The organism is Burkholderia sp. Ac-20392 (assembly GCF_017104585.1).
Lineage (GTDB): Bacteria > Pseudomonadota > Gammaproteobacteria > Burkholderiales > Burkholderiaceae > Burkholderia > Burkholderia lata.
Window position 1 is genome coordinate 1 of record NZ_JAAGPB010000023.1, and the last position, 26040, is coordinate 26040.

The window sequence follows — 26040 nt, forward strand, 5'->3', positions numbered from 1 at the left end:
TGTCCGCGGCGTGTTCTTCGGGCTGTCCAACGAGCACGCCGCGGACGATCTCGCGTATGCGGTGATGGAAGGCGTCGCGTTCGCGATGGCCGACGGCTACGACGCGCTGCGTGCGGCCGGCACGACGCTCGACGCGGTGTCGTTCATCGGCGGCGGTTCCAGGAGTGCGTTCTGGGCGCGGCTGTGCGCGAATGCGACCGGGCTCGCGATGCGGCGTCATGCGGACGGTGCGGTTGGCGCGGCGCTGGGTGCCGCGCGGCTTGCACGCCTCGCCGCGACGGATGACACGCTTGAGGAAGTCTGCGTCGCACCGCCCGTCACGGAGACGATCGCGCCCGATGCCGCCATGGTCGCTCTGCTGGCGGGGCGGCTGGTGCGGTATCGGCGGCTGTATCGGGCGCTGCGGGAGGAGTTCAGGCTGGCCGACTGAGCGGTGGGACGTGGTTCGTCGCCATCGATCCCGCCTCGCACTCGATCAAAACCTGCAGAAGCCCGATTGACCCGGCCCCTGGGATCGCCTTTATGCTGGTCGCAACGAATCGACGACCTGAAGGTGCCCCATGAGCGATGTCACGCGCGGCCTGAGCGCGTCGGAAGCCGCCAAGCGGCTCGGCGTATCGGTAAAGGCGCTGCGGCTGTACGAGCGGCAGGGACTGGTCACGCCCGGGCGAACGCTGGCCGGATACCGGGCCTATGGCCCCGACGATCTGGCACGTGCAGCCGACATCGCAGCGCTTCGCGCGCTCGGCTTGAGCCTGACCCAGGTCGCGAGCGTACTGGAGGGTGATGCCCGCAGCCTGAGCGACGCATTGGCCACGCATGAAAACGCCCTCGAGCGCGGCATTCAGGATCTGGTCGGCAAGGTCGACAGGGTTCGTGCGATCCGCGCCGATCTCGCGCGCGGCCAACTGCCCGGCGATGGCGAATTGACGCGCCTGCTCGCTCCGGCCGCCGCGGGCGTGGCATTCAGCCTCCCCTGGCCGTGGGGCGGCGAATGGTTCGAATGTCGCGATATCCGTCCGCTGAACTACATCATCGGTTCGCTGGGCAGCGGCAAGACCCGTCTCGCGCATCGGCTCGCCGACGCATTGCCGGGCGCCGTGTTCATCGGGCTTGATCGGCTGGAGAACGACGGCGCAGCTGCCTTCGCCGCATTGCAGGCCGATCCGGCGCTGAAGGCGCGGGTCGAGCGTACGTCCGCATGGCTCGCGGGCGAAGGCGCCACGCCGTCTCCCGCGCTGACCGTGCTGCTTGCCGGCCTCGAGGCGGACGGCGTGGGTGCTTTGGTCGTGGACATGATCGAACAGGATCTCGACCAGCCGACGCAGGCGGCGCTGATCGCGTGCCTTCGCCGGCGCGCCAGGGAAGGCGGCATGCGGCCGCTGTTCATGCTGACCCGCTCGTCGGCGATGCTGGACCTGTCGGACGTCGGCCCCGACGAAGCGATCATTCTGTGTCCCGCCAACCATAGCCCGCCGGCCCGCGTCGCACCGTACCCCGGCGCACCCGGCTACGAAGCGGTAGCCACCTGTCTTGCGTCGCCCGCCACCCGCGCGCGGATCGCACGTCGGCCGGAGGTCGGGTAGCGGCATCGGCTCGGCATCACTGTCGACGATGACCGGCGGGTACGGCTCGGGCTACCGATGCCGTGGGGCGCCAGAGTATCGGCAACGATGTGCGCGGACAATCAGCGACTTGCGTCCAGTCGCGCCACCGGTGCCGGGGGGCGTCGGAGTTCGTGCGATTGGTCTACTGCGGCGCCAACGCAGGGGCATTTCGTTGCGCCCGATTGACTGCCGCCGACCCGAACCCGTCTGTCCACTGCAGCAAATCGAGTGGCCGGTTTGTGAGGATGCCGGCCGTCCGGATTTACACCTGCACGACGGATCTTGCCACTGCGTCAGCCATATCGGACGCGAACGCTTCCAGGAAGTCGCTACGCGATATTTCACCCATATCGACCGCCTTTGCGTTCCCCCCTGCGACGACCGTGACGTCTTCAATCCCGATCACCTTGAGGATCAGTCGCAAATAGCCGGTCGCGATATCGCGGTCCCGAATGGGCGAATCCGGCGTGTAAGCGCCACCGGACGCCATCACGATCGTGCATGCCTTGCCTTTAACCAGACCTTCGCCGGAGAAGCCCAGCGTTTTGCCCTTTCGCACGATGTGGTCGATATACGCCTTCAGCACGGCGGGGACGTTGTAGTTGTAAACCGGCGTGCCAATGACGATGTGGTCAGCGGACAGTATCTCCTCCACGAGTTCATCGGAAAGACGCAGAAGGTTTTTCATATCCTGCGTTTGATGTTCCGGGGGCGTGAAATAGGCGCCGAGCCACGGCATCGTCACAAACGGCAGGTCGGTCGCCATCAGGTCGCGCTGGATCACGCGGCCGTCGTGCTGTTCCCGCTTCCATTGATTGACGAACATTTTCGTGAGCCCGCGGGAGATGGACTGTTCGCCGCGCGGGCTGGCTTCGACTACGAGCAATGTAGGCATGAGAGGAATCTTTGACGTTGATGGATGGGAGAACCGTCTTGCCGGACGGCTTTTCTGCAAGACGCGCCTCATCGTGTGATGCGCAAGCCTGCGAAATATGCAACGCAATATAAGACGTGACACCTAACTCAGGAAGTGATTAAATTTCGATGGTTTCAATCACATTTTGAGATGGATTTGATTGGCAGTCTCACACTCGATCAGTTGCGTGTCCTCGTCACCATTAGCGATGTCGGCAGTTTCTCGGCCGCTGGCCGCGCACTCGGGCGCGTTCAGTCGGCCATCAGCCAGTCGGTCAGAACGCTCGAGGAAACACAGGGAATCGAGCTGTTCGACCGCACCCGCCAACGCCCCGTGCTGACACCGGTTGGCCGCGCGCTCGTTGAGCAGGCCCGCGCCGTCCTGGCGAGCGCAGACCGATTCGAGGCTATTGCGGCAGGTACGAAGACAGGGCTTGAACCGTCAATCACCGTGGCGATCGACCCGCTGGTCCCGACCGCGCCGCTCATAGCCAGTCTGCGTGCGTTGCACGAGGCTTTCCCGGACCTGCCGGTTTCGTTCTCCACCGAAGGGGTGGGCGGTGCCGAACAACGTCTGCGCGACAACGCAGCGTCGCTCGCACTGTGCCTGCTGTTGCCGTCCATCCCGGACGACCTGATCGCCTATCCGCTCATGGACCTGACGCTGGTGCCTGTCGCCGCTGCCGATCACCCGCTCGTTCGCCTTGGCCGGCCGCTCAACCGATACGATCTGGAGTCGCACGTGCAGCTCGTTTTGTCCGATGCGTATGGCGCGGAGGGCCCCAGGCACGGCGTCATTGGGCATCGCATCTGGCGCTTCGTCGATCTTGGCAGGCGACTCGATTTCCTTCGTGCTGGCTTTGGCTGGTGCAAGATGCCGCCGTATATCGTCGAGCCGTATCTGGCCGACGGTAGCCTCGTCGAGCTGAACACGGCCGATGAAGCGTTGTCGCCAACGGGATCGCTGCCTATCTACGCGGCACATGTTCGCGATCGACCTCTGGGTCGTGCGGGAGGCTGGCTGCTCGAAGATCTGCGGCATCGCTTGAAGCAGTCGTTCGACGGGTGCGCAATCCACCACACGCAGTTCACGCACGAACGAGCCGGTGCAGGCGTCGAACCAGCGTCAACGCCTGCTGCGCCGACGTCAGGTTCGTGAAGCCGAGCAGCATGCCGGGCGGCATCCGGCCGCCCGGGCTCCAGTCGTTCAGCGGCTGGATGGAAAAGCCCTGCGCATCGGCCAAGCGTGCGACGGCGCGATCGTCGACCGCCGTGCGCCAGTAGGCCACCACATGCAGGCCGCCCGCGCGGGGCGGAATGTGCAGCGCATCGCCGAAAACCTTGACCAGCGCATCGATCAGCCACGCGCGGCGGGTGGCGTAGAGCGCCCGCATTTTCTTCAGATGGCGCGCGAAATGCCCTTGTTCCATGAAGTCGGCGACGACGGATTGCATCAGCATCTGGCCGCTGCCGCCGAGCCAGCCGGCGGTGTCGCGAAAGGCTGCGACCTGCTCCTCGGGCACGACGAGATAGCCGAGCCGCAAGCCCGGATACAGCACCTTGCTGAACGATCCGGTGTAAAGCACGCGGTGGTGGCGATCCAGGCTCTTGAGCGCGGGCAACGGGCGGCCGTGGTAACGGAACTCGCTGTCGTAGTCGTCCTCGACGATCCACGCGTGCTGCTGGCGAGCCCAGTCGAGCAAGGCCAGGCGTCTCGGCAGCGACAGCGCGACACCGAGCGGGCTTTGATGGGTCGGCGTCACGACCGCAAAGCGCGCATCGGCCGCCCGGCGCAGCCCCGCTTCCACGCACAGGCCGTCGTCATCGACCGGCACGGACACGAGCCGCATGCCCGCGTGCTCGAGCACGCGGCGTGCGTGGATATAGCCGGGATCCTCGAACCAGCCGGTGTCGCCCGGACGCAGCAGCGTCCGGCAGATCAGATCCAGTGCCCCGCGATACCCGGCGGTGATGAAGATCTGCCCGGCCGAACAATCGATGCCGCGCGACACGCCGAGATAGGCGGACAGCGCGCGCCTCAGCGCATCGTGACCTTGCGGCGGCGCGTAGTCCAGCGACGGGGTCGCCATCGCCCGCACATGACGCCCGGTCAGCCGTATCCACGGCATGCGCGGAAACGCATCGAGCGCGGGAATGCCCATCTGGAACGGCTTCGGCCCGCGCGCCGCCGGATCGCCGCGCGGCGGTTCGTCCGGCCGGGGGGCGATGGTGCGCGGCTGCCGGCCACCCGGCAACTGGGGTGACACGACGGTACCGGCCGGCCCGCGTGCGACCAGGTACCCTTCGCCGATGAGAATCTGATAGGCCGCTTCGACGGTGCCCCGTGCCAGATTGAGTTCGCTGGCCAGGCTCCGTACCGACGGCACGCGTTTGCCCGGCGTCAGCTTGCCGGCCTCGATCGCATCGCGGAAGCGCCCGACCAGTTGCCGATAGACCGGCATGTCGAGATGACGGTCCGGCATCAGATCGTCGAATTTCATGTCCCAGTCAAATAGTCACTTTTTGGACCTTCAGGATACGCCATCCGATTTGTACAGTAGCGACATTACCGTGGAGCAATCGTGATGCCAGAGATCCATTTGAAACGCGCCGTGACGGACGAGGATTACCGGTCGGCGTTCGACGTGATGCGCGAACTGCGCCCGCACCTGACCGATGCCGATGCGTTCGTGCGGCAGATGCGCCGCCAGGCCGAACAGGGTTACGTGCTGCTGACCGCGCGGCACGGCAGCCCGGACGGTGCGGTCGTCGCGCTGGCGGGATACCGTCACCTTGAAAACACGGTGTACGGCCGCTTCGTCTATGTCGACGATCTGGTCGCGACCGAGCACGCACGTGGTCAACGGCTGGGCGAGCGGCTGCTCGATGCGGTGCGCGACGACGCGCGGCAACACGGCTGCGCGCAACTGGTACTCGATACCGGGCTGTCCAACGCGCTCGCGCAGCGCTTCTATTTCCGCCAGGGGCTGCTGTCCCGCGGCATGCATTTCACCCAGCCCCTGCAGGCGCCCTGATGAACAACCTTCTTTTCGTCGATGCCAGTCCGCATGGCAGTCGTTCGCTGGGCGCGCGCATCGCGCGCGAAGCCATCGCGCAGTGGCAGGCGGCCCACCCCCATGCACGGGTCGTGTCGCGCAGCCTCGGTCAACCCGGGTTGCCTTCGATATCGGCCGACTATGCACATGCGCTGGTCGCGAGGCAGCCGGATTCCGATCCCGCGCTGGCCTGCTCCGAACAACTGATCGCGGAAGTGGAGCACAGCGACGGCGTGTTGATCAGCACGCCGATGCACAATTTCACGGTCCCCGCCGCGCTGAAGTTGTGGATCGATTTCGTGCTGCGGATCGGCCGCACGTTCGCGGCCACACCGGAAGGCAAGGTCGGCCTGCTGGCCGATCGTCCCGTACTCGTGCTGGTGCGCTCCGGCGGCATCTGCACGGGCGCAGCGGCACGGCAGCCCGATTTCCTGACCCCGTACCTGAAGCAGGTGCTGGCCGTCATCGGCTTTTCGACGGTCGATTTCATCTACCTTGAAGGCGTTGCGCCGGACGACGCAGCCATCGATGCGGTGCGCGGCCAGTTGGCCGAGTCGGCCCTGCTGGCTCGACGCGCGACGGAAACGGCTTGAATCCGCCGCGCCCGGGCGCTCGCATGCGTGACCCGATGCGTACCGGGGGCGGCTGCTAGCGGACACCCCGCGCCGGGCGCGTCGCCGTCACGACTCCAGTCGCCCCATCCTGCGCGCCATCGCCGGGCTCACCGCATGCACCGGATCGAACCCGAAGAAGTCGAGCACGTGGCGCGCGACGTCGTCGCGATCGTTGTCCGCGCAGATCATGTGATAGCTGTTCTCCAGCACGATCCCGCGCGCGTCGGGCATCTTCTCGAGCAGGAAATCGGCCGAGCGCAGGCTCGTCAGTTCGTCCTCGCGCGCATGCAGCACGAGCGTCGGGCACGGCGTGCCGGCTGCGGCCTCGAGCGCCCAGTCGCGCATCCGGTCGACCTGCCGCACGCACGCGAGCGGCACCCACGCATAGTGGAAACTGTCCTCGCGCTCGAACTTCTTCTTCACGATCGCGCGGATCGTCGCGTTCTTGATGCCGAACGGATCGCCTTCCTCGACGCGCATTCGCTCGGCCACACCCGGCACGCGGTACAGCACATGCCGCAACGCGCGATACCACGGCGTCGACCACCCGTCGATGAACACCGGCGTGGCCAGCAGCGCGAGCCGGCCGCGCGCATGCTGCACGCGATGGCACAGCAGCAGAGCGACCAGCGCACCCATGCACATGCCCGCGACATGCAGCGTGTCGTACTCGTTTTCCAGCGCGCGATACTGCTCGGTCACCGCGTCGAGCCACGCCTCCGCGCGCACGCCGACCAGATCCTCGGGGCGCGTGCCGTGCCCCGGCAGCGTGATCATGTGCGTATCGGCGCCCGCACGCCGCATCGCCTTGTGCAGCGAACCGAGATCGTATTGCGTGCCGCCGAGCCCGTGGATCAGCAGGACGCCCGTGCGGCCTGTCATGACGCGCGTCCGCTCATTCGTCCGCCGCCGGCCACACGCGCTCGATCTGCCAGACGCCCGCCACCACCGTCACGTCGACATTCGAATCGAGCAGCGGCGCACCGTGATCGGTGATCGTCTGCGTGCCGCCGTCGCGCTGCACGATGCGCAGCGACAGCGACGCGCGATCCTCGCCCGCGATCTCCGCATCCCAGTAGTCGCGCAGCGCATCGCGGTCGCCGGGCTGCACGCGTTCGAGCACGAGCGGCACGCTCGCGATCTGCGACGCATCGACGCCCACGCCGAACACGCGCTCGACGTCGCCGCTCCAGTCGATCCGCCCCGATTCCGGATCGAGCACGTACGCGATCTGGCCGGCGCTCGCGAGCGCGAGCTCCATGTTGTTCTGCAGGACCGCCGCGTGTTCGTGCACGCGTTCGCGCGTCGTCTTCAGCGTGCTCACCGTCAGCACCAGCAGCGACGCGACCGCCAGATAAAGCTGCGCTTCGAGCAGCGCACTGCCGTAATGCTCGTGAAACGACGAGAACGGGCCGTCGCCCTGCGCGGTCTGCTCGATCACGATCAGCGCGAGCACCAGCACCGACGACGAGCCCGCGCGGCCGCCGAGCAGCAGCGTCACCGCGACGGTGAGGAACAACGGGATATACGTGAGCGCGAAGCCGGCGCCCGTGCCGAATCGCTGCGACGTGTCGCCGTCGAAGATCACGAGCGCGGCGCCCACGACCAGCACGAACGAGACCATCCCGAGCACCAGGTCGAAGCGCTCGTGGTCGCCCGAGCGGTGCGCGCGAAAGCGCGACCATGACGCGAGCACCGGCGTGACCAGCAGCACGCCGACGAAATCGGACGCGGCCCACACCGACCACACGTCGAAGAATGGCGCACCCTTGACCACCGTGTACCAGGCCGCGCCGCCGATCGCGCCGACCACGCCCGCGATCAGGCCGGCGAGGATCACCGAGCGCAGGAAATAGAGCCCTTCGAGCGAGAAGCGCACGCGCTGGACGAGCCACACCGCGAGCGCGGCCGCGCCGACCTCGTCGACCGTGAACAGCACCGCGTTGACCAGGTTGCCGTGTTCGATGCCGGTCAGCGCGAGTTGCCCGACCAGGAACGCGCCGGCCAGCGTCAGCCATTCGCGCGTCGGCCGCAGCATGAACGCGCCGACCGTCACGCCGGCCGGCAGCCAGATATAGCCCGTCAACCGGACGGGGCCGTTGAACTCGTGCGAGATGTAGCCGGTCGCGAGATACAGCGCCGCCCAGAGCAGCGCGGCGACGAGGCCCGGCCGCGATCGTTTGGTGTCCATCGAGAATCCCTGTGTGCTGCGCCTGCGGTCGGCAGGTGCGCGATGTGCGAATGATATGCGGACGGGGCAGGCCGGGGAATACCGGGGGCCGGAAGCGCGTGCGGGGCGCCGGCGCGCCCGCAAGCTGGCGGTTGTGACCGGGAAAATATCGGAAAAGTTCGGTGGGTGCCGGGTACGGCCGGGACGCGTCCGAACGTCGTCTTGGCCGGACGGCCAAAATCGTCCGCGGCCGGTGGATCTCATCCAGCATGAAAGACATCCGAAAGCATTTGCTTCCGGTATCGTCCACGTCATCCGCCCACTTTCCACATGACCCTACGCGATGAAAACCGTACCGGCCCGGCCGATCCCGGCCTCCTCTGCGCGATGAGCCGCTTTCGCGCCACATACGACGGGCCCGCGCTCGAATCGTCCGAGATGGACGTGCGCGAACTCGCGCCCGCGCTGCTCGCCATCGGGGATCTGCTCGACGCGTCGACCCGCGCGCTGTGCGGCAATCAGGTGCGGCCGCAAGTGAACGTGCGCGGCAGCTTCAAGACCGGCAGCTTCGGCATCGACTTCACGCTCGCAACCTCGCTGCTCGGCCGCATGCGCGACATGCTGAGCGGCAACGAAAGCACGGCGCTCGCCAATGCGGTCACGATCCTGACCGCGCTCGGCATCGCCGCGCCGAGGGCGGGAAAGGGGCTCTTCGCCGTCCTCAAATGGCTGCGCGGGCGCGAGATCCTGCAGGTGCAGATGCAGGACCACACCGCCATCCTGCACGTCGAAGGCGACACACTCGAAATCGACCTGCCCGTCCTCACGCTGATGCGCGACGTCGGCGTGCGCCACGCCACCGAGCACGTGCTGGCACCGCTCGCGCGCGAAGGCATCGTGGTGTTCGCGGTCGGCACCGATACGGAGATAGTCGAAACGGTCGACCGGAGCGAAATCGCGTGGTTTCACGCGCCCGAACCCGCCAACTCGCTGATCCTCGACGAGCATTGCAAGATGGCGTTCTCGATCGTGTCGCTCGCATTCAAGGACGACAACAAGTGGCGGCTGTACGACGGTACGTCGACCATTCACGCGGCGATCACGGATACCGGTTTCCTGTCGCGCGTGAACAACAGCCAGATCAGCTTCAGCAAGGGTGACGTGCTCGTGTGCAATGTCCGCATGCAGCAGTGGCAAACCTCGGACGGAGCAAAAACCGAATACGAAGTCACGGATGTCCTCGAACATCGCCCGGCCGCCCTGCAGATTCAGTTGCCGGGGCTTTGACACCCTTCCGCCTCAATCCACTCGCCGCCACACCGAGATCGGTATGTCGCCGTTCGCACGCGGCGGCACGCGGTAGCTCAGTTCGCCGTCCTTCAACTGATAGCGTCGCGTCTGCGTTTGTCCGACCCAGTTCGGGTACGACGCATTGCTGATGTGAAACGCGAGCTTGTGGTTCGCCGGATCGACGGTGAGCGTGCCGTAGTGGGTACTCGAGCCGAGCACGGCTTCCCGGAATTCGTCCGGCGTTCCGGTCGCCTTGTCGTTCGACGCGAAGCGCGGGCGTTCCGACCTGAAGATCTGCAGCGAATAGTTCCCGTGCACGTCGATCAGCAGCAGCCCCTTCGGATCGGCGCCAAAGTCGCGGCCGATCGTGCCGTCCGGATGCTGCACGTCGGCGGCGACCAGCGTCCATGTCCCCGCGAGCGACGGCGCGGCCGATGCGTCGCCGGGAATCATCGATGCGGCCAGCAGCATGCCGGGAAAGCCCTGGCGGAATATCGAGCGGATGTTCATTCACTGTCCTTGTGAGAAAGAAGGGAAGCCACGTCACGGGGTCCGCCGCCGCGTATCGCGCGCCTCCCCGTGAACCGGAACGACCGGTTCACTTGATGGTAGCGACGAGAATGTGCAATAAATACGATAATTCGAAATCGACTTATAAGAAAAACCGAATCATGACGCTTCCGAATCTCGACATGGATGCGCTGCGCACGCTGATCGCCGCGGATCGGCTCGGCAGCCTCAACCGCGCCGCCGACCGGATCGGCCGCTCGCAATCGGCGGTCAGCCAGCAGATGCGCAAGCTCGAAACGCAGATCGGCCAGCCGCTGTTTCGCCGCCAGGGGCGCGGCCTCGTGCCGACCGAGGCTGGCGAACTGATGCTGTCCTATGCGCGCCGCATTCTCGAACTGAACGACGAGGCAGTCGGCGCGATCCGCGGCGCGGCGATCGAGGGGGCCGTGCGCTTCGGGCTGCCCGGCGACTTCGCCGAATCGTGGCTGCCCGTCGCGCTCGGCCAGTTCAAGCGCACGCACCCGGGCGTGCGCGTCGACATCGTCGTCGACGGCAACGGTGCGCTGCTCGACCGGCTCGATGGTGGCGAACTCGACATCGTGCTCACGATGGGCCGCGGGCATCGTGCCGACGCCGAACATCTGGTCACGCTGCCGATGGCGTGGATCGGGCCGCAAGGCGCTGACATGCGTCCGCGCGCCGGCGTACCGCTGGATCTTGCGCTGTACAAGCCGCCGTGCCTGTTCCGCAAGGCCGGCACCGATGCGCTCGACAAGGCCGGCATCCCGTGGCGGCTCGCTTACACGACCGGCAGCCTGCAAAGCCTGTGGGCCGGCGTCGCGGGCGGACTGGGCGTGACGGCGAGAACGATGGTGGGGGTGCCGCCAGCACTGCGGCAGCTCGGCGAGCGCGACGGCCTGCCGCCGCTGCCGTCAGTCGATGTGTGCCTCCATGCGGGCGAAGGTGATGCAACTTCCGTACTCGTGAGCCTGAAACGCGTCGTGGTCGACACGCTGATCGCCAATCTCGCCGATGTGCAGCAGGCGTCGGGCCGGCACGCCGCATGATCGGCGGCGCCTGCGCGCCGGCTTCGGCGCTGCGCCCTTTGACCGGCTGCCCGCCATCGGGAATGATTTGCTGCGGGGGTCGCCCTTCCCGTCGACGATCCCGCCTTCCCGCACGAACGAGTCCGCACGATGACACACGCAATCCGCCTGCGCCCGGCGTCTGCCGCCGACCTGCCGTTCCTGTTGAACCTGCGTCGCCTCACGATGACCGAGCACCTGCAACGCGTTGGCGCGCCGACCGACGACGACGCGCACCACCAGCGCATTCGCGCGAATTTCGACGATGCGATGATCGTCTGCGAAGGCGATGACGCCATCGGCTTGCTGAAGGTGACACGCGCCACCGACGAGTGGCACGTGCACCAGATCCAGATCCTCCCCGCGCACCAGGGCCGGGGCATCGGCGAAGCCGTGCTGAACGCAATCCTGACCGACGCGGCACGCGCGCACGTGCCGGTGTCGCTCAGCGTGCTGCATGGCAACCCGGCGCGGCGGCTCTACGAGCGGCTCGGCTTCCGCAGCGAATCGGAAACCGAAACGAGCGCGAGCATGATCTGGCGCGCGTGACGTCCGGCGTTTCAACGCCGCCGCATTACTGCGTGATCTTCGCGTCCTTCAGCAAGTTGCCGATCATCTGCGCACTCGCCTTCTCCACGGCGGCCGCCTGCAACTGCTGCTGAAGCCCCGGCTTCGCGGTCGCGAAGCCCGGCACCTGCGTCGGCCGCTTCGCATCCAGCTTCACGATCGCCCGCACGCCATCGACCGGGATCGAATCGCTCGTCGCGGCGCCGACCTTCAGTTTCTCGAGCGCCTGCGCGACCGGCAGCGGCAAGCCGGACGTCTTGCCTTCCGTCGCCGGCGTATGGAAGCTCACCCACGGCAGCTCGCCGCCGGCATCGCGGCTCGGCGCCATGCTGTACTGACGCGCCAGCCCTTCGAACGACTTGCCCGCCTTCAACTCGCTCAGCACCGTCGCGGCCGTCACCGGATCCTGGACGATGATCAGGCGCGGCTTGTACTCGCTCTTGCCGAGCGTGGCCACGAGTTCGTCGTAGCGCGCCTTGACCTGTTCTTCGGTCACCGGCTCGGGCTTCACGTTGTCGCGCAGGTAAAGCTGCACTTCGGCATTCGTTTTCGCCTGCTGCACCGCCGCCTTGACCTCGGGCTTGTCGGCGTAGTTCGCCTTCTCGGCGGCCTGTTGAACCAGCACGCGCGTGATCAGCTGATTCTTGATCGCCTGGCGGATCTGCGGCGAGTCGGGTTGCCCGGACGCGCGCAGCAACGTATCGACGTCGGCCTGCATGATCGGCGTGCCGTTGACCGTCGCAACGGTCGCCGTGGTCGCCGTCTCCGCGTGGACAGTACCGCTCAGCGCGCCAGCCAGCGCAGCGATCAGCAACAGGCGGTTCGGTGTGGTTTTCGTCTTCATCTTTTCGTCACTTCGGCTCAAAAAACGCGGCATGGGGTTGCCGCGCAAATACCCCGGCGCTGCAATGCGCCGGCGCAACCAGTCAGTCGATTCGGTTCATCGTCATGGGCACGCGCAGTGCCTGCCGATGCCGCTGTCATTGTGCCCGGAAGCGATTTTCCGCGTCGTGTGGTTGGGGACAGCCGCCCGGCGGGCGGTGAGGCGCGCGTTGCGCACGCCGGCCATTACGAACGCGTGATGTGGAAATTCTGTGGAAGCGCGATGGAAATCCCGCGAAACCGCGATGAATCCCATCGCGGCTTCGCGCGCCCGGCCGCCGACCGTGGTCGAGGCGGCCGCGCGTGCCTCATCAACGTCAGGGCGTCCACCGGTACACGGTGATGCTGTTGCCCTTCACGTTGTTCTTCATCACCACGTACTCGCCATTCGTTCGGCGGTATGCACGAATGCTGTACATCGCATCGATCGCGCTGCTGGTATCCACGGTCGCGGGGCTCGTGTTGACCAGCGTGGTGTCGAGATTGCCGGTGGTGAGGTTGAACGCGTCGACGTTCGGCCACAGCGGCCCGCTGCTGCTGAACCAGTAGCCGACGAACAGATGGTTGCCCACCGCGTCGATCGATTTCGCGCCGCTGTGCGGCAGCGTGATCACCGGGTCGGGCTTCGTCGTGTTGCCCGCGCTCCAGCCGTGATACACCTCGATGCGCGTGCCGACCGACGTCCAGTCGTTGCTCCCGATGGCGCCTTGCGCGAGCACCATCGTGTCGCTGTCCGCGAGATAGACGATACGCGTGAGCGGCTGGATGCTGGCGGGCACCGGGGTCGCGACGCCCGGCCCCCACGACGGCTTGCCGCTCGCGTCGAAGCCGGTCAGCGGATAGTGGGTAATGGCGCCGGTCTTGTCGAGGCCGGCCCACACGCCGCCCTTGCTGTCGATGCTGAAGCCGCTCGTCACGCGCCGCGTCGTGTTGAACGCGGGGCCCGGGATCGAGCCGTCCGGAATCGCGATGTAGCCGTTCGCCGCGTTGAAGTGGAAGAAGTAGAAGACCGGCGGGTTCTGGCCAGCGGCGACGAGAATCCGGTTCGCGCCCACCGACGTGAGCAGCCCGAAATGCTCGTCGCGCTGCGTGTCGCTCATGTTGATGCGCGGATCGGCCGGATATGCGAACGGGTCGACCGTGTTCGCGATGAACTTGCCGCCCGCGCTGCCGCCGTACAGCTGCGTGCCGCCATAGAACAGTGCGCCGTCCGTGACCGGGTCCGGCGCGGCGATCCCTTCGAAGTTCAGCGACTGCAGCGTCCACCGCAGGCTGCCGGTGCTGCTGTACGCATGGATGTCGGTCGCGCCGTTGCGGCCGAGATCCCAGCTGCCGCCCCACGGATTGTTGAGCACATAGAGATTGCCGCCGGTGTCCTTGCCGAGCCCGACGACGCGCGTGAAGCGCTGCGCACCGACCTGCCCCTTGATACCCGTCGTCGTGTCGAGATAGCCGCCGCGCACACCGAACGTGCCGGCCAGCGCGGGCCGGCCCGCCACCGTATAGCGCTTGATGTTCTGGTCGGGGCCTTCGTCGCCCACCAGCAACTGCCCGGCCGCCGCATCGAAAGCCAGCGCCGACGGCTGCGACCCGGCCGGCATCCGGATCGTGTTCAGCAGTGCACCGGCCGGGCTGAAGCCGACGATCGAGCCCGCGCTCTTCTGCGCGACCCACACGTTGCCCGCGCCGTCCACCGCGAGCGCGCCCGGCGCCGCTACACTGAGGTCCCGCTGCCACACGCCGTCGGTGGTGAACACGCGCACGCGATTGCCGTAGAAGTCGCTCGCATAGAGCAGCGAGCCGGCCGTCGCGAGCCCGGTGACGACGTCGATGCGCGGCTGGTTGGTCGCCGCACTGACCTGGATGACCAGGTCGCGATACTTCGTTGCGCGGTTGTAGCGCCCCACCGCGCCGCTGCCGTACGTCTTGCCCGGCTGCAGCGCGACGAACAGCGACGTGGCGTTGCCCGTGATCGCGCTGCCCTGGAACTCCGAGTGCGTGCCGATCGAGCCGATGCTCTTGCCGTTCTGGTAGATCGCGACGCCGCCTTCATCCTCGTCCCACATCGACGCCGTATAGATCACGCCTTCGGGCGCGACCCACATCGCGCGCGCAACATTGCCGACGTGGGCCGCGAGCGTGCCGTACGTGTTCGCGATCCAGTCGGTGGTGTTGCTTGCGTGAACGGAGGGGGTAAGCGCGGCGATCGCTGCGGCGAGAAGCGCAGCCTGAAACCGTTGTCTGGCGACCATGACGGATGCTCTCCTGAATGGTGCGAACATTCACATGAAGGGCCGGCCGGATGGCTTGAAAACCGCAATGCGTAAATTCTTCCCCTGAATCATCCGGCGCAGTCGGTATTACGTGCAGCATGCGTTCGATAATGCGCAGCGCGAGAATAGCGTTATATAAATCGAAAAAAATTGCGAATCGCTCGCGGCGTTGCGCTTTTCACGGATTCGAATCCGACGGCCTTGCCCGTGGCGCCCGTGCGCGCCGACAGTGAGCGCGACTATGCGACTGCGCGACAGTGAATGGTCACTTACACGCCGAACCGGGGATCGAGGATCGGGAGAATCAGGCTTGCGCCTGTCTGCGGGAATATCGCCGTGTGTTCAACGACGATGGATTGAAACGGCGCGTGCCGGTATCAATCAGGGAATCAGGGAAAACCACCGCATTCAATACGGAATCACGGCCCCAAAACAAATCGCCGGCCTGAATCCGTATCGAATCCAGGCCGGCGATCATCGACTACCGGGGAGCAGGCAACACGCCGCTATCGCTGCGCTGCCGCACTGTCGTGCGTCATGCCGATGCCGAGGTCTCCGGCACCTTCACCTTCATCGCGCGTCCATTGTCCGGATCGTTGTCGTCGCGCGGATCGTCGAGCTGCCCTTCCCACTTCGCGACCACGGCCGCCGCAATCGAGTTGCCGACCGCGTTGGTGGCCGAGCGCCCCATGTCGAGGAACATGTCGACGCCCATGATCAGCAGCAACCCGGCTTCGGGCATGTTGAACTGGTTGAGCGTCGCCGCGATCACGACCAGCGACGCGCGCGGCACGCCCGCCATCCCCTTCGACGTGACCATCAGCATCAGCAGCATCGTGATCTGCGTGCCCAGCGGCAGATGGATGCCGTACACCTGCGCGATGAACAGCACCGCGAACGTGCAGTACATCATCGAGCCGTCGAGGTTGAACGAATAGCCGATCGGCAGCACGAAGCTCGAGATCTTGCGGTTCACGCCGAAACGGTCGAGCGCGTCCAGCAGCTTCGGATACGCGGCTTCGGAGCTCGCCGTCGCGAACGACAGCAGGAACGGCTCGCGGATCAGCCGGATCAGCGTGAACGCACGCTTGCCGAGGAACGTCACGCCGGCGAGCGTCAGCACGCCCCACAGCAGCGCCAGTGCCAGATAGAAGCTCGCCATGAACTTCGCGAACGTGAGCAGGATGCCGAGCCCCTGGGTGGTAATCGTCGACGCCAGCGCCGCGAACACCGCGACCGGCGCGAACCACATCACCGCGCCCGTCACCTTCAGCATCACCTGCGCGAGATCGTCGATCACACCCGTCAGGCGCTTGCCCGACTCGCCGAGCGCGGACAGCGCGGTACCGAAGAAGATCGAGAAAACGACGATCTGCAGGATTTCGTTGTTCGCCATCGCCTCCGCGATCGACTTCGGCACCAGGTGGACCACGAAGTCCTTCAGCGTGAAGGCGCCCGTCTTCAGGCCGAGGGCTGCATCGGACGCCGGCAGCGGCAGGCTCAGATGGCTGCCTGGTTGCAGGATTGTTGCGGTCAGCAGGCCGAGCAGCAACGACGTGAACGACGCGATGAAAAACCAGCCGAACGCCTTGACGCCGACGCGGCCCACGGCACTGCCGTCGCCCATCTGCGCAATGCCGACGGTCAGCGTCGCGAATACCAGCGGCGCGATGATCATCTTGATCAGGCGCAGGAATACGTCGGACAGCAACGACACGTAGCCGGCGACCTCCTTCGCCATGTTCGGGTCGGGAAACGCGCTATGACAGGCGTAACCCACTGCGATACCAAGAATCATCGCGACAACGATGTACTTGGTGATGTTGTGCTTCTTCTTCATTAGTAATCCAAATCACAAAGCGTATGTTGCTAACGGCTGGCACATCTTTCGCGCCCGGCTACGAATCGAAACCCACGTCTCTCTGGGTGCGACAAGTCCGCCTTTGGCGGTCGCCATGGCGGACAAGGGGGGGCATTCTAACGCAAATGGCCGCCCGGCTTTCAAATCTGAAAGTCTGTCTAGTTGATCTGCGTCCGGATGTCGTCTAAAAGGCGGGTTTTGTCGCGATCCAGCCCGCTTCCCGCGCGGTCGGCGAGGGGGTAGTCGGGCCACATCGCCGTTCGCACCGGGCTCGGCACGGCTCACGCACCGGCGACAGGACCCGCATCGTCGGGCTCCCCCTCTCCTCCCCAGCGGCGCCGCGCTGCGTGACAACACGGTGAACGATCGCGACACATTTCCACAAAGATGCGCAGACCTTGACACTACGGTGCGTAATGCGTCTGTAATATTTCGAAACGATTCGCGGTGACGCCCCGTCCGGGCGTCGATGCGCAATCACGCGTCGACCACGCGGAACCAGGTTCGAGTCATTGCTTTCACCAGGCGGACACGCTCATTTTTTCAGCAGTCCTTCCAAATGAATGATCGAGGAAAGGCGGCATCGTGATGAACATTCTGTATACCAACTTCCACGGCGACTACGGCGGCGGCCAGGACACCTACGTCCGCGATCTCGCCGCTGCGATGAGCCGGCGTCATCGTGTGACGGTCGCGTCGCCGGAAGGCAGCCGCCTGTCGCGATTGTTGAAGGACAGCCCCGACGTGGCCATCTTCGACATGGAATTCAAGCCGCGCTGGAACCGGCTGTACCAGGAGATCGTCCGGCTGCGCCAGCAGATCGCCGCCGAGCGCTACGACGTCATCCATGTCAACGGGTCCGCCGATCACCGGCAGGTGATGCTCGCACTGCTCGGCTGCCGGTATCGGCCCGCGGTCGTGCTCACCAAGCACAACACCTATCGCGCCGACAGCTTCGGCAACATGCTGCGCGCACGCCTCGCCACCGACCACACCATCGCGGTCAGCGACTACGTGGCGGGCATGCTCGCGCTGCGGTCGCCGTATGGCAACGTCACGGTCGTCAAGCACGGCGTACGCCGGCAGGCCGCGGAACGACTGGCCAGCGACGAAATCCGCCGCCGCAAGATCGCGCTGTTCGGGCCGTCCGGCGCGGACGCGATCGTGCTCGGCAGCAGCGCCGGCACCGCGCCGGAAAAAGGCTGGATGGACCTGATCGCGGCGCTGGGCCGCCTGCCCGAACACGAGCGCGAGCGGTTTCGCGTGCTGCTGGTCGGCGCGGAGCCGACCGCCGAGCAACGCGAGCAGATCGCGCTGCACCGCATGGCCGCGCGCACCGCGTTCACCGGCCGCCTCGACGACGTGCGGACACCGTTCTCGATCATCGACGTGTCGTTCGTGCTGTCGTATCACGAGAGCCTGTCGTATGCGTGCCGCGAAGCGATGTCGCTCGGCTGCCCCGCGATCGTCACGCGCGTGGGCGGGCTGCCCGAGAACGTCGAGCCGGGCGTGGACGGCTGGGTCGTCCCGCCGCGCGAACCCGAAGCGATCGAGGCCATCCTGCGCGCGATCATGCGCGAGCCCGGGTGCGTGCGCGCGATGGGGCGCAGCGCGCGGCTGAAGGGCAAGCGCGAATTCTCGTTCGAACGATTCATCGACGCGACGCTGTCCGTCTATCAGAAATCGATTCGCCACAACCCGTATCGTCGGGTGACATCCATGAGGTCCGTTTAATGGCAATGAATATCTGGAAGAAGTACTGGGACCTGCGCACGCAGGAGTGCCCGTGTGACGTGCACTTCGTCGAATGGCTGGAAACCGCGCGCCTCAACGGCATCCGCATCTATCACTTCGGCACCGGCGGCCACCACCATGTCGGCATGGAATGCGCGCGGCCGCATCTGAACAACACCGTCTTCGGCGTGACGGCGTCGCCGAAGGAATACAAGTCGTACGTCGATCTCGTCACGCGGCAGCCGGAAGTGAGCAAGACCTATCTGGCCTATTTCGGCGACATCTATACGAGCAATTCGGACCTGCTGCCGGCGTTCGACGTCGTCACGCTGTTCCATCTGTGCGAATTCCGCGACGAGACGAACAGCCGCTACGGCGCGAAGACCGACGCCGAAGTGCTCGACCTGTTCGCCCGCCATACCGCGCGCGACGGCCACCTGCTGTTCTACAAGGGCTCGTCGGCGTACCGGAAGGCCGAGCCGATCATCGAGCAATGGGCGGCGAATGCCGATTTCGTCGAAATCGGCGACTTCAAGACCCTGCGGATTTTCCGCAAGGCCGCGTAACTCCCCGCTCTCGCGACCCGCTCATGCTGCCGTCCGCCACGCGCTACCCGATCCTGATGTATCACCAGATCCGCACGCTGCCGCCGCCGACCGACCGGCTGCGCGGCCTGAGCGTCGCGCCCGATGCGTTCCGCCGCCAGATGATGCTGTTCAGGCGGCTCGGCTACCGCGGCCTGAGCGTGCGCGAACTGCAGCCGTACCTGCGCGGCGAGCGCAGCGGGAAGGTCTTCGGCATTACGTTCGACGACGGCTTTCTCAACGTGCTGACGCATGCGATGCCCGTGCTCGATGAGCTCGGCTTCACCGCGACCTGCTACTTCGTCGCTGGCCGGTTCGGCCGCGAGAACGACTGGGATGCGGGTGCCGATACCGCACGCTCGCCGCTGATGACGTGCGCGGACATGCTCGCCTGGCGCGATCACGGCCATGAAATCGGCTCGCATACGCTCGATCACGTCGCGCTGTCGCACGTGCCGGCACACGTGTCGGCGGTTCAGATCAACGAATCGAAGCAGCGGCTCGAAGCGTTCGGCGGCCAGCCCGTCGAATCGTTCTGCTACCCGTACGGCGACCTCGACCCGCGCGTGCGCGACCAGGTCGCTGCCGCGGGGTACCACAACGCGACGACGACCCGGCGCGGCTGCGCCGATGCGCACGACGACCGGTTCCTGTTGCCGCGGATTCCGGTCGCGGGCGGCGTCGGTGCGATGCGGCTCTGGTTCAAATGTGCAAAGGCGCGGGTTCAACGTCGCAAGTAGTTCACGCTGCCTCGGCCGTCACCCTGGCTAGTCCGGCCGCTGCCTGCCGAATGCGAGCAGACCAGTCAGCGCGATTCCCATAAACAGCATCCATCCCGGCGCGAGCGACGTCCAGCCTGCGGCGACGCTGCCGATGAAGTTGCCGAGCATCCCGCCGATCGCCCACGAAATCGCCGATGCGCCGAAATAGCTGCCGGCATTACCGTCCGTCGTCAGGTCGGCGAGCGCAATGTTCGACGCGGGAAGAATCAGGCTTTCGCCAAACGTGAAGACGATCGCGATCACGATCAGGATCACGAGCGACGCATCCGCGCCCCGATCGCGGGCGAACAGCAGTGCCGCAATCGCAAAGCAGCCGCACAACGCGACATGCCCGATCACCATCATCGATCGCCAGTTCGTACGCTGAAACCAGCCCATGCCGAGCCACGCCGTGGCGATTCCGATCAGCGCATTCGTGATGTAGAACGGTCGCACGCCGTTATAGCCGTGCGCACCATGCGAAAAGGTCAACGGGATGAATACGTAAATCTGCGTGTACACGGTCCAGAACGGGACAAGTGCCCAGCACAGCCGGCGAAACCGCCGGTCGCCAAACGCAACCAGCACGCCGCGCAGCGGGTGTGCGGCGACTGCGTTGTGCGTTCTTCGCCCCGCGATCCACGGCGCAATCAGCGCGAGCGCCGCGAACACCACGCCGCTCACCAGAAACGGCAGCGCCCCGTTCGTGTTCGGCACGACGATCAGCAGCGCCGGGCCGATCAACGCGCCGAGGTTGAGCGCCAGATTGTTCAGCGCGAACACCTTGGGACGCACGGCGCCGTCGAGCGAGCCGAAGATCGAATACGCGGTCGTTTCGTAAAGCGCGGCCCCGAGCCCGGACACGCACGCCCACGTCAACAGGCCCGGAAGCGACTGCGCAAACGCGAATCCGACGAACCCCGCCGCGCGGCAAAGCAGGCCGAGCGTGGTCAGTACGCGACTGCTGAAGCGATCCGTCGACGCCCCCAGCACCAGCGGCAGCAGCCGGCTCGCCAGCAGGTTCACCGTCAGCACGCTGGCAACGCTGCTCGCGTCCAGATGGCGCTCCATGTCGAGGAACGCGGCCAGCAGCGGCAGCGATCCGAACACCGACAGGTTCACCAGGAACTGGAAGATCAGCAGCATCCGCGTCGACGTCGGCACGCCTTGCGCGATTCCGGTGAGCCAGGCGGCCGGGTTGTCGGGCTTCTGGCGAAACGGGTCGACTCTGCCGCCGGACACTCGGCGATCGCAATCATCCATCATGTTCTCCGCTGACGTTCGATGCCGGCCAGACGGAGCATGAAAAAAGCCCCGTCCGTTTCCGGCGGGGCTTGGGGTGGGTTCGACACACTGACCTACGACGCGCGACCTCCTCCCGGCCCGCCATTGGCGGTCGTGGTGGTAGTCGTGGTCGTGACGAAAAGTGCGTTCATGACGAAGAATCTAGACAACCTGCTGTCGGCAGTCAATACGTCGACTGCGTGGCTGGTCAAGCAGGAAGTTCGTCGACGTCACGGAAAACGCGCCGGTCGGCCTGATATCGCATAGCCGCCTGACCGTGCAGCCATCTCTGCACGGCCATGCGCTCATCGCTGGAACGCCCGGCGCATCTGCGCGCCGGCCACGTCGAACACCTGGCGGGCGGCCGGCGTCACGCCGACCATATGGATGCACGCATGGATCATCCCCGGCAGCACGACGCAATCGACCGGCACACCGGCGTCCCGCAATCGCGCCGCATACACCTGCGCGTCGTCGCACACCGGATCGTACTCGCACGCCAGCAACGTGGCCGGCGGCAACCCCTCCAGCGAAGCCGCCCGCAGCGGCGACACGCTGGGTGAGCTGCCATCCGCCGGATCGGCCAGGTACAGGTCGAAGCAGTACTGCATGATCTCGGACGTCAGGTAGTAGCCTTGCCCGTACGTCCGATAGGACGTCGTGCTCATCGACGCATCCAGCGGCGGGTACAGCAACAGCTGATGCGCGATCGACGGGCCAGCGCGCTCCCGTGCGACCAGGCAGGCAGCCGCAGCCAGGTTGCCTCCGGCACTGTCGCCGCCGACGGCGATGCGCGCCGGGTCCAGCCCCAGGCCGGCCGCCTCGCCGAACACCCAGTCCAGCGCATCGCAGAAATCCTCCAGCGGCACCGGAAACTTGTGCTCGGGCGCAAGCCGGTAATCGACCGACAGCACGACGCATTGCGCCGCGTTGGCCAGCGCGCGGCAAGGATTGTCGTAAAGCTCGAGCGTGCCGAGGCACCACCCGCCGCCGTGGGCATAGACGATCGCCGGCTGCCGTGCCGCGCGCGCCGACGTGAGCGCCGGCCAATAGGCCCGCACGCGAATCTGGCGCCCGTCGCGCGTGGGCACCGCGAAGGTTTCCGTCCGGTCGATTGCTTCCAGCGGTCCATGCCAGCCCCGCAGTGTCGTCTCGGTCGCCTGCCGCAACGCGTCCAGCGACGCAGGCGGTTCGCCTCCGGCCAATCGCTCCAGCAGCGTGGCGATGTTCGCGTCGATCGGCATGATCAGCGGCTCCGTTCCAGGAACGGCAGCAGATGGCCGATGAACGCGTCGGGCGCCTCTTCCATGATGAAGTGGCCGCAATCGGGCACGACCGCGCCCTGCAGATCCGTTGCGTTATCGCGCATCGTGACCAGCGGTGCATCGCCGGTCGCATGTTCGGCACCGATCGCGAGCACGGGCATCGTCAGCTTGTGTTGCGCCCGCGCCTGGTTCTGCCGGATCGTCTCCGGAATCGCGCGGTAATAGGAGAAGCCGCCGCGCAGGCCGCCTGGTGCCGAATAGGCGTCGATATACACATCGACGGCCACGCAATCGCGCCGGAACGACCACCGGTTGAACATGAACTCCAGATAGGCCCGTTCACGTCCGGCAATCAGCGTCTCGGGCAGATCGGCCAGCTGGTTGAACATGAAATGCCACAGGAAGATGTTCTCTTCCGGCGGCGCGAAGATCGACGGCGCGGGCGCCAGCCCGGGGATCACCGCCTCCGTGAGCGCCAGTGACTTCACCGCCTCGGGCCGATCGCTCGCGAGCGCATAGGCGACCCACATGCCGACGTCGTGGCCGGCCACCTGGTACACATCGAAGCCAAGTTGCACCATCACGTGATGCAGCGTGGCCGCCGTGTGGCCCGTGTCGTAACCCGCCTGCGGCCGGTCGGAATAGCCGGTGCCGGGCGGATCGACCGCGACGGCCATGAAACCGCGCGCGGCGAGCGCCTGCATCACATGACGCCAGGCGTACCAGGTTTGCGGCCAACCCGGAATCAGCAGGACCGGCGTGCCTGCGCCGGCCGTGACGCAATGAATGCGCTGGCCGTCGACGCGGACGTATTGATGCGAAAAGCCTTGAGCGTCGGCTTGCGACGACTGAAGTTGAGCGGACATATCGAGTGTTCCTGGCAATGAGGGGCCGGCTCAGGCGATGCCGAGCATGTCGTGGATCTGCCGTTGATCGACCGCGGCACCGGCGAAGTCGTCGAAGATGCGCTCCGTCACCCGGATGATGTGGTCGTTGATGAACGCGACACCTTCGCGCGCGCCGTCCTCCTGATCCTTGAGGCAGCATTCCCACTCGAGGGTGGCCCAGCCTGCATAGTCGTACTGAGCAAATTTCGAAAAAATCGCCTTGAAGTCGACCTGACCGTCGCCGAGCGAGCGGAAACGGCCCGCACGCTCGAGCCATGAGCTATAGCCGCCGTAAATGCCCTGTCGGCCCGAAGGCAGGAACTCGGCATCCTTCACATGGAACATGCGGATGTGGTCGCGGTAGATATCGATGTACGCGAGATAGTCCAGCTGCTGCAGCACGAAATGGCTCGGATCGAACAGCATCTTGCAGCGCGCGTGCTGGCCGACCAGCGCATGGAAGCGCTCGAAACTGACGCCATCGTGCAGGTCTTCGCTGGGATGGATCTCGTAGCAAAGATTGACGCCGTTTTCATCGCAGACGTCGAGAATCGGCCGCCAGCGGCGCGCGAGTTCGTCGAAGGCCGTCTCGATGAGGCCGGCGGGCCGTTGCGGGAATGGAAACAGGTAGGGCCACGCGAACGAGCCCGAAAACGTGCCCATGTCGGTCAGCCCCAGGCGGCGGGACGCCCGCGCCGCCAGCGTGAGCCGGTCCAGCGCCCACGCGGTGCGCGCGGCCGGGTTGCCGCGCACGGCCTCGGGCGCGAAGTTGTCGCACATGGCGTCGTACGCCGGATGCACGGCGACCAGTTGCCCGAAGATATGCGTGGTCAGTTCGCTGATCTCCAGCCCGTTTTCCGCCAGCATGCCCTTCACGTCATCGCAATAGGCCTGGCTTTCCGCGGCCGTCTCCACGTCGAACAGACGGCCGTCCCACGCGGGAATCTGCAACGCCTTGAAGCCGACGCCGGCCGCCCATTGCGCGATGTTCGGCAAGCTGTCGAACGGCGCCGCATCGTCGGCGAACTGCGCGAGATGGAGACTGGGGCCCTTGAGGGTACGCATGATCAACTCCTATTATTTGTTGATCGACAAAGAATAGAATAGCGGAACGGCGCGTGTCAACACGGCGCGCGATAAAATCGGCGCACGATGTGACGACGGACGAAAGGGATATGGCGGGACGACCGAGAGAATTTGATCGCGACATGGCGCTGAAACGCGCGATGCTGGCGTTCTGGCGACACGGCTACGAAGGCACGTCGATGTCCGACCTGGTCGAAGCGATGGGCATCGCGTCAGCGCGCATCTATGCCGCCTTCGGCAGCAAGGAAGCGCTGTTCCAGGAGGCCGTGGCGCTCTACGAGCAAGGCGAGGGCGGCTTCGCCGATCGCGCGTTCGCCGAGGAAACCGATGTCCGCGCGGCCGTCGAACGGATGTTGCGCGACGCGGTCGCCGCCTATACCCGACGCGGCCAGCCGCACGGCTGCATGGTGGTGTCCGCCGCCACCAACTACTCGGCCGAAAACGAAGGGGTGATGGAATGGCTGGCCGCCCATCGGCGCGCACGCACGCAGTCGATCGTCGAACGCCTGCAACTCGCAGCCGAACAGGGCCAGCTCGCGCGGGGCGCCGACATCAAGGCGCTGGCCGATTTCTATGCGACGCAGCTGCACGGTATCTCCGTTCAATCCCGTGACGGGGTGTCGAAGGAGCGGCTCCTCGCTTCGATCGGGCCGGCGATGATGCCGCTTGCGATGGCTTTGCGGGATGGGGAGTGACGCGGCACGACTGACGGGATACGGGTTCCGAGATCGAAAATCAGGTACACGACCGCCATGGACCAGGATATCCGGAACATGCTCCGCCGCTATCGCGAACGGGAGATCGACCTGCATCAGTTACGCGCGTGGCTTGAGGGCGAAAAAACGCTCGTGGAAGCACAAGTCCCGCGCGGTGAATGGCTGAAACTCATGCGAGGGAGTGAAGCGCAGAGCAACGGTGCGATCGCGCGTCTGCTTCCAGCCTGCATGCACTGTCTCGGAGTCGGCGAGCCCAAAGCGTTCGTATCGCGTCAGGAGTATCAGCAATACGCCCATCGTCGTGACGCGGCCGTCGCAAGCGGCTTCCTCTCCGACATTCCCCAGCCTCATTTTTCTTCCGAAGGCCCCGATTCGGCGGGTTCGGTCATGTACTGTCGCTGCACCCGCTGCCGCGCGATCTGGGCATTCGTCGAGCCGGAGAAAGCGGAAAGCGGTTCATGGAATCGAATCATCTAGGTTGGGGTCCGTAATCCGGTATCGCCATCCGGGCGCCGTCGCGACGTGTGTGTGCAGATCGCCTTTGGCCTCCCGCTCGCGCTGGCATTCGGAGACCCAAGAGCCAGTTCACTGAGTCAGCTCTTCAAATTGCATGACACACCACACCGAAAGGCAATCGCAAGAAAGCCAGCCCCGCAATATTCGACGGAATTTCATGGAATCGAAATCATTATTTCAACATCAGACGCTTTCGATAAAAAGGTTACTCCGCAAGCCCCCAACGTGACTGATTCCCAACAAAAATAACAGGAACACCCTCAATCAAGACAGAATAAAGTATTCAACCGACTTATATAGATAGAAGAAAATCTATATAGCGACCCACCCCTGCACCCATCCCATTCCTTTAAGAAACCCCTCTATAATTTAGCAAA

The 26040-nt window shown here is 65.5% G+C and carries 27 protein-coding genes; 15 read left to right on the plus strand and 12 right to left on the minus strand.

Features of this window, described 5'->3' with window-relative positions:
- Together G3N99_RS05550 and G3N99_RS05555 are read left to right on the plus strand one after the other, a co-directional pair.
- The coding region (locus tag G3N99_RS05550) for an FGGY-family carbohydrate kinase (protein WP_241011489.1) at window positions 1-430 on the plus strand (430 nt) is incomplete at its 5' end.
- Window positions 431-560: 130 nt separating this feature from the next.
- On the plus strand, window positions 561-1586 hold the full coding sequence (locus tag G3N99_RS05555; RefSeq protein WP_206121864.1) for a MerR family transcriptional regulator: 1026 nt from the start codon (window positions 561-563) through the stop codon (window positions 1584-1586).
- 283 nt (window positions 1587-1869) lie between these two features.
- On the opposite strand, the gene G3N99_RS05560 is transcribed toward G3N99_RS05555, so the two are convergent.
- A complete protein-coding gene (locus G3N99_RS05560) occupies window positions 1870-2502 on the minus strand; it encodes an NAD(P)H-dependent oxidoreductase (protein ID WP_206121865.1) in 633 nt (210 codons plus the stop codon).
- 171 nt (window positions 2503-2673) lie between these two features.
- Here G3N99_RS05560 and G3N99_RS05565 point away from each other — a divergent pair, with 171 nt between their 5' ends.
- Window positions 2674-3681: a LysR family transcriptional regulator gene (locus tag G3N99_RS05565; RefSeq protein WP_241011490.1), complete on the plus strand. Its 1008-nt coding sequence runs from the start codon at window positions 2674-2676 to the stop codon at window positions 3679-3681.
- Here the strand turns inward: G3N99_RS05565 and G3N99_RS05570 are convergent.
- Window positions 3611-5023 carry a PLP-dependent aminotransferase family protein gene (locus G3N99_RS05570; RefSeq protein ID WP_206121866.1) on the minus strand — a complete coding sequence of 471 codons (1413 nt, stop codon included), beginning with the start codon at window positions 5021-5023 and terminating at the stop codon, window positions 3611-3613. The two genes, G3N99_RS05565 and G3N99_RS05570, sit on opposite strands and share 71 nt — an antisense overlap.
- Before the next feature lie 84 nt (window positions 5024-5107).
- Here G3N99_RS05570 and G3N99_RS05575 point away from each other — a divergent pair, with 84 nt between their 5' ends.
- A complete protein-coding gene (locus G3N99_RS05575) occupies window positions 5108-5557 on the plus strand; it encodes a GNAT family N-acetyltransferase (protein ID WP_174939556.1) in 450 nt (149 codons plus the stop codon).
- On the plus strand, window positions 5557-6171 hold the full coding sequence (locus G3N99_RS05580) for an NAD(P)H-dependent oxidoreductase (protein ID WP_174942740.1): 615 nt from the start codon (window positions 5557-5559) through the stop codon (window positions 6169-6171). The genes G3N99_RS05575 and G3N99_RS05580 overlap by 1 nt, the downstream gene beginning before the upstream one ends.
- A gap of 87 nt (window positions 6172-6258) precedes the next feature.
- Here the strand turns inward: G3N99_RS05580 and G3N99_RS05585 are convergent, their stop codons facing one another.
- Together G3N99_RS05585 and G3N99_RS05590 are read right to left on the minus strand one after the other, a co-directional pair.
- Window positions 6259-7074, minus strand: coding sequence for an alpha/beta fold hydrolase (locus G3N99_RS05585; RefSeq protein WP_011356666.1), 816 nt, complete (start codon window positions 7072-7074; stop codon window positions 6259-6261).
- Window positions 7075-7087: 13 nt separating this feature from the next.
- Window positions 7088-8383, minus strand: a complete 1296-nt coding sequence (locus G3N99_RS05590; protein ID WP_174942734.1) for an MASE1 domain-containing protein — start codon at window positions 8381-8383, stop codon at window positions 7088-7090.
- A 309-nt stretch (window positions 8384-8692) separates the two neighbouring features.
- Here G3N99_RS05590 and G3N99_RS05595 point away from each other — a divergent pair, with 309 nt between their 5' ends.
- Entirely contained in the window at window positions 8693-9649 is a 957-nt protein-coding gene (locus G3N99_RS05595) for a hypothetical protein (RefSeq protein ID WP_206121867.1), read from the plus strand.
- Between the two features lie 12 nt (window positions 9650-9661).
- Here the strand turns inward: G3N99_RS05595 and G3N99_RS05600 are convergent, their stop codons facing one another.
- Window positions 9662-10162: a lipocalin-like domain-containing protein gene (locus G3N99_RS05600; RefSeq protein ID WP_174942728.1), complete on the minus strand. Its 501-nt coding sequence runs from the start codon at window positions 10160-10162 to the stop codon at window positions 9662-9664.
- A 161-nt stretch (window positions 10163-10323) separates the two neighbouring features.
- Between G3N99_RS05600 and G3N99_RS05605 the strand changes: the two genes are divergently transcribed.
- Together G3N99_RS05605 and G3N99_RS05610 are read left to right on the plus strand one after the other, a co-directional pair.
- A complete protein-coding gene (locus G3N99_RS05605) occupies window positions 10324-11229 on the plus strand; it encodes a LysR substrate-binding domain-containing protein (RefSeq protein ID WP_206121868.1) in 906 nt (301 codons plus the stop codon).
- A 129-nt stretch (window positions 11230-11358) separates the two neighbouring features.
- Window positions 11359-11796: a GNAT family N-acetyltransferase gene (locus G3N99_RS05610; protein WP_206121869.1), complete on the plus strand. Its 438-nt coding sequence runs from the start codon at window positions 11359-11361 to the stop codon at window positions 11794-11796.
- 25 nt (window positions 11797-11821) lie between these two features.
- On the opposite strand, the gene G3N99_RS05615 is transcribed toward G3N99_RS05610, so the two are convergent.
- Window positions 11822-12658 carry a peptidylprolyl isomerase gene (locus tag G3N99_RS05615; protein ID WP_174939543.1) on the minus strand — a complete coding sequence of 279 codons (837 nt, stop codon included), beginning with the start codon at window positions 12656-12658 and terminating at the stop codon, window positions 11822-11824.
- Between G3N99_RS05615 and G3N99_RS05620 the strand changes: the two genes are divergently transcribed.
- On the plus strand, window positions 12642-12896 hold the full coding sequence (locus G3N99_RS05620) for a hypothetical protein (protein WP_174939541.1): 255 nt from the start codon (window positions 12642-12644) through the stop codon (window positions 12894-12896). The two genes, G3N99_RS05615 and G3N99_RS05620, sit on opposite strands and share 17 nt — an antisense overlap.
- A gap of 117 nt (window positions 12897-13013) precedes the next feature.
- Here G3N99_RS05620 and G3N99_RS05625 read toward each other — a convergent pair whose 3' ends face one another.
- Both G3N99_RS05625 and G3N99_RS05630 read right to left on the minus strand, forming a co-directional pair.
- Window positions 13014-14948, minus strand: a complete 1935-nt coding sequence (locus G3N99_RS05625; protein ID WP_206121870.1) for an SMP-30/gluconolactonase/LRE family protein — start codon at window positions 14946-14948, stop codon at window positions 13014-13016.
- A 556-nt stretch (window positions 14949-15504) separates the two neighbouring features.
- Window positions 15505-16809 carry a dicarboxylate/amino acid:cation symporter gene (locus G3N99_RS05630; protein ID WP_174939537.1) on the minus strand — a complete coding sequence of 435 codons (1305 nt, stop codon included), beginning with the start codon at window positions 16807-16809 and terminating at the stop codon, window positions 15505-15507.
- A 609-nt stretch (window positions 16810-17418) separates the two neighbouring features.
- On the opposite strand from G3N99_RS05630, the gene G3N99_RS05635 reads away from it, so the two are divergent.
- The 3 genes from G3N99_RS05635 to G3N99_RS05645 are packed head-to-tail and all read left to right on the plus strand — an operon-like array spanning window position 17419 to window position 19888.
- Window positions 17419-18564, plus strand: coding sequence for a glycosyltransferase (locus tag G3N99_RS05635; RefSeq protein WP_174942702.1), 1146 nt, complete (start codon window positions 17419-17421; stop codon window positions 18562-18564).
- Window positions 18564-19130: a hypothetical protein gene (locus G3N99_RS05640; RefSeq protein WP_241011491.1), complete on the plus strand. Its 567-nt coding sequence runs from the start codon at window positions 18564-18566 to the stop codon at window positions 19128-19130. The genes G3N99_RS05635 and G3N99_RS05640 overlap by 1 nt, the downstream gene beginning before the upstream one ends.
- A 23-nt stretch (window positions 19131-19153) precedes the next feature.
- Window positions 19154-19888 (plus strand): polysaccharide deacetylase family protein, encoded by a 735-nt coding sequence (locus G3N99_RS05645; RefSeq protein WP_206121871.1) that lies wholly within the window; start codon window positions 19154-19156, stop codon window positions 19886-19888.
- Between the two features lie 27 nt (window positions 19889-19915).
- Here G3N99_RS05645 and G3N99_RS05650 read toward each other — a convergent pair whose 3' ends face one another.
- Entirely contained in the window at window positions 19916-21151 is a 1236-nt protein-coding gene (locus G3N99_RS05650) for an MFS transporter (protein ID WP_206121872.1), read from the minus strand.
- Window positions 21152-21211: 60 nt separating this feature from the next.
- On the opposite strand from G3N99_RS05650, the gene G3N99_RS05655 reads away from it, so the two are divergent.
- Complete coding sequence (locus G3N99_RS05655) at window positions 21212-21460, plus strand: hypothetical protein (RefSeq protein ID WP_206121873.1); 249 nt, start codon at window positions 21212-21214, stop codon at window positions 21458-21460.
- 38 nt (window positions 21461-21498) lie between these two features.
- Here the strand turns inward: G3N99_RS05655 and G3N99_RS05660 are convergent, their stop codons facing one another.
- Genes G3N99_RS05660 through G3N99_RS05670 form a run of 3 tightly spaced genes read right to left on the minus strand, consistent with a single transcriptional unit; the run spans window position 21499 to window position 24410 of the window.
- Entirely contained in the window at window positions 21499-22437 is a 939-nt protein-coding gene (locus G3N99_RS05660; RefSeq protein ID WP_206121874.1) for an alpha/beta hydrolase, read from the minus strand.
- Window positions 22438-22439: 2 nt separating this feature from the next.
- Entirely contained in the window at window positions 22440-23324 is an 885-nt protein-coding gene (locus G3N99_RS05665) for an alpha/beta hydrolase (protein WP_206121875.1), read from the minus strand.
- 30 nt (window positions 23325-23354) lie between these two features.
- Entirely contained in the window at window positions 23355-24410 is a 1056-nt protein-coding gene (locus tag G3N99_RS05670; protein ID WP_206121876.1) for a sugar phosphate isomerase/epimerase family protein, read from the minus strand.
- Between the two features lie 110 nt (window positions 24411-24520).
- Here G3N99_RS05670 and G3N99_RS05675 point away from each other — a divergent pair, with 110 nt between their 5' ends.
- Both G3N99_RS05675 and G3N99_RS05680 read left to right on the plus strand, forming a co-directional pair.
- A complete protein-coding gene (locus G3N99_RS05675) occupies window positions 24521-25126 on the plus strand; it encodes a TetR/AcrR family transcriptional regulator (RefSeq protein ID WP_174939922.1) in 606 nt (201 codons plus the stop codon).
- 57 nt (window positions 25127-25183) lie between these two features.
- Complete coding sequence (locus G3N99_RS05680) at window positions 25184-25624, plus strand: hypothetical protein (protein ID WP_206121877.1); 441 nt, start codon at window positions 25184-25186, stop codon at window positions 25622-25624.
- Window positions 25625-26040 lie beyond the last annotated feature (416 nt).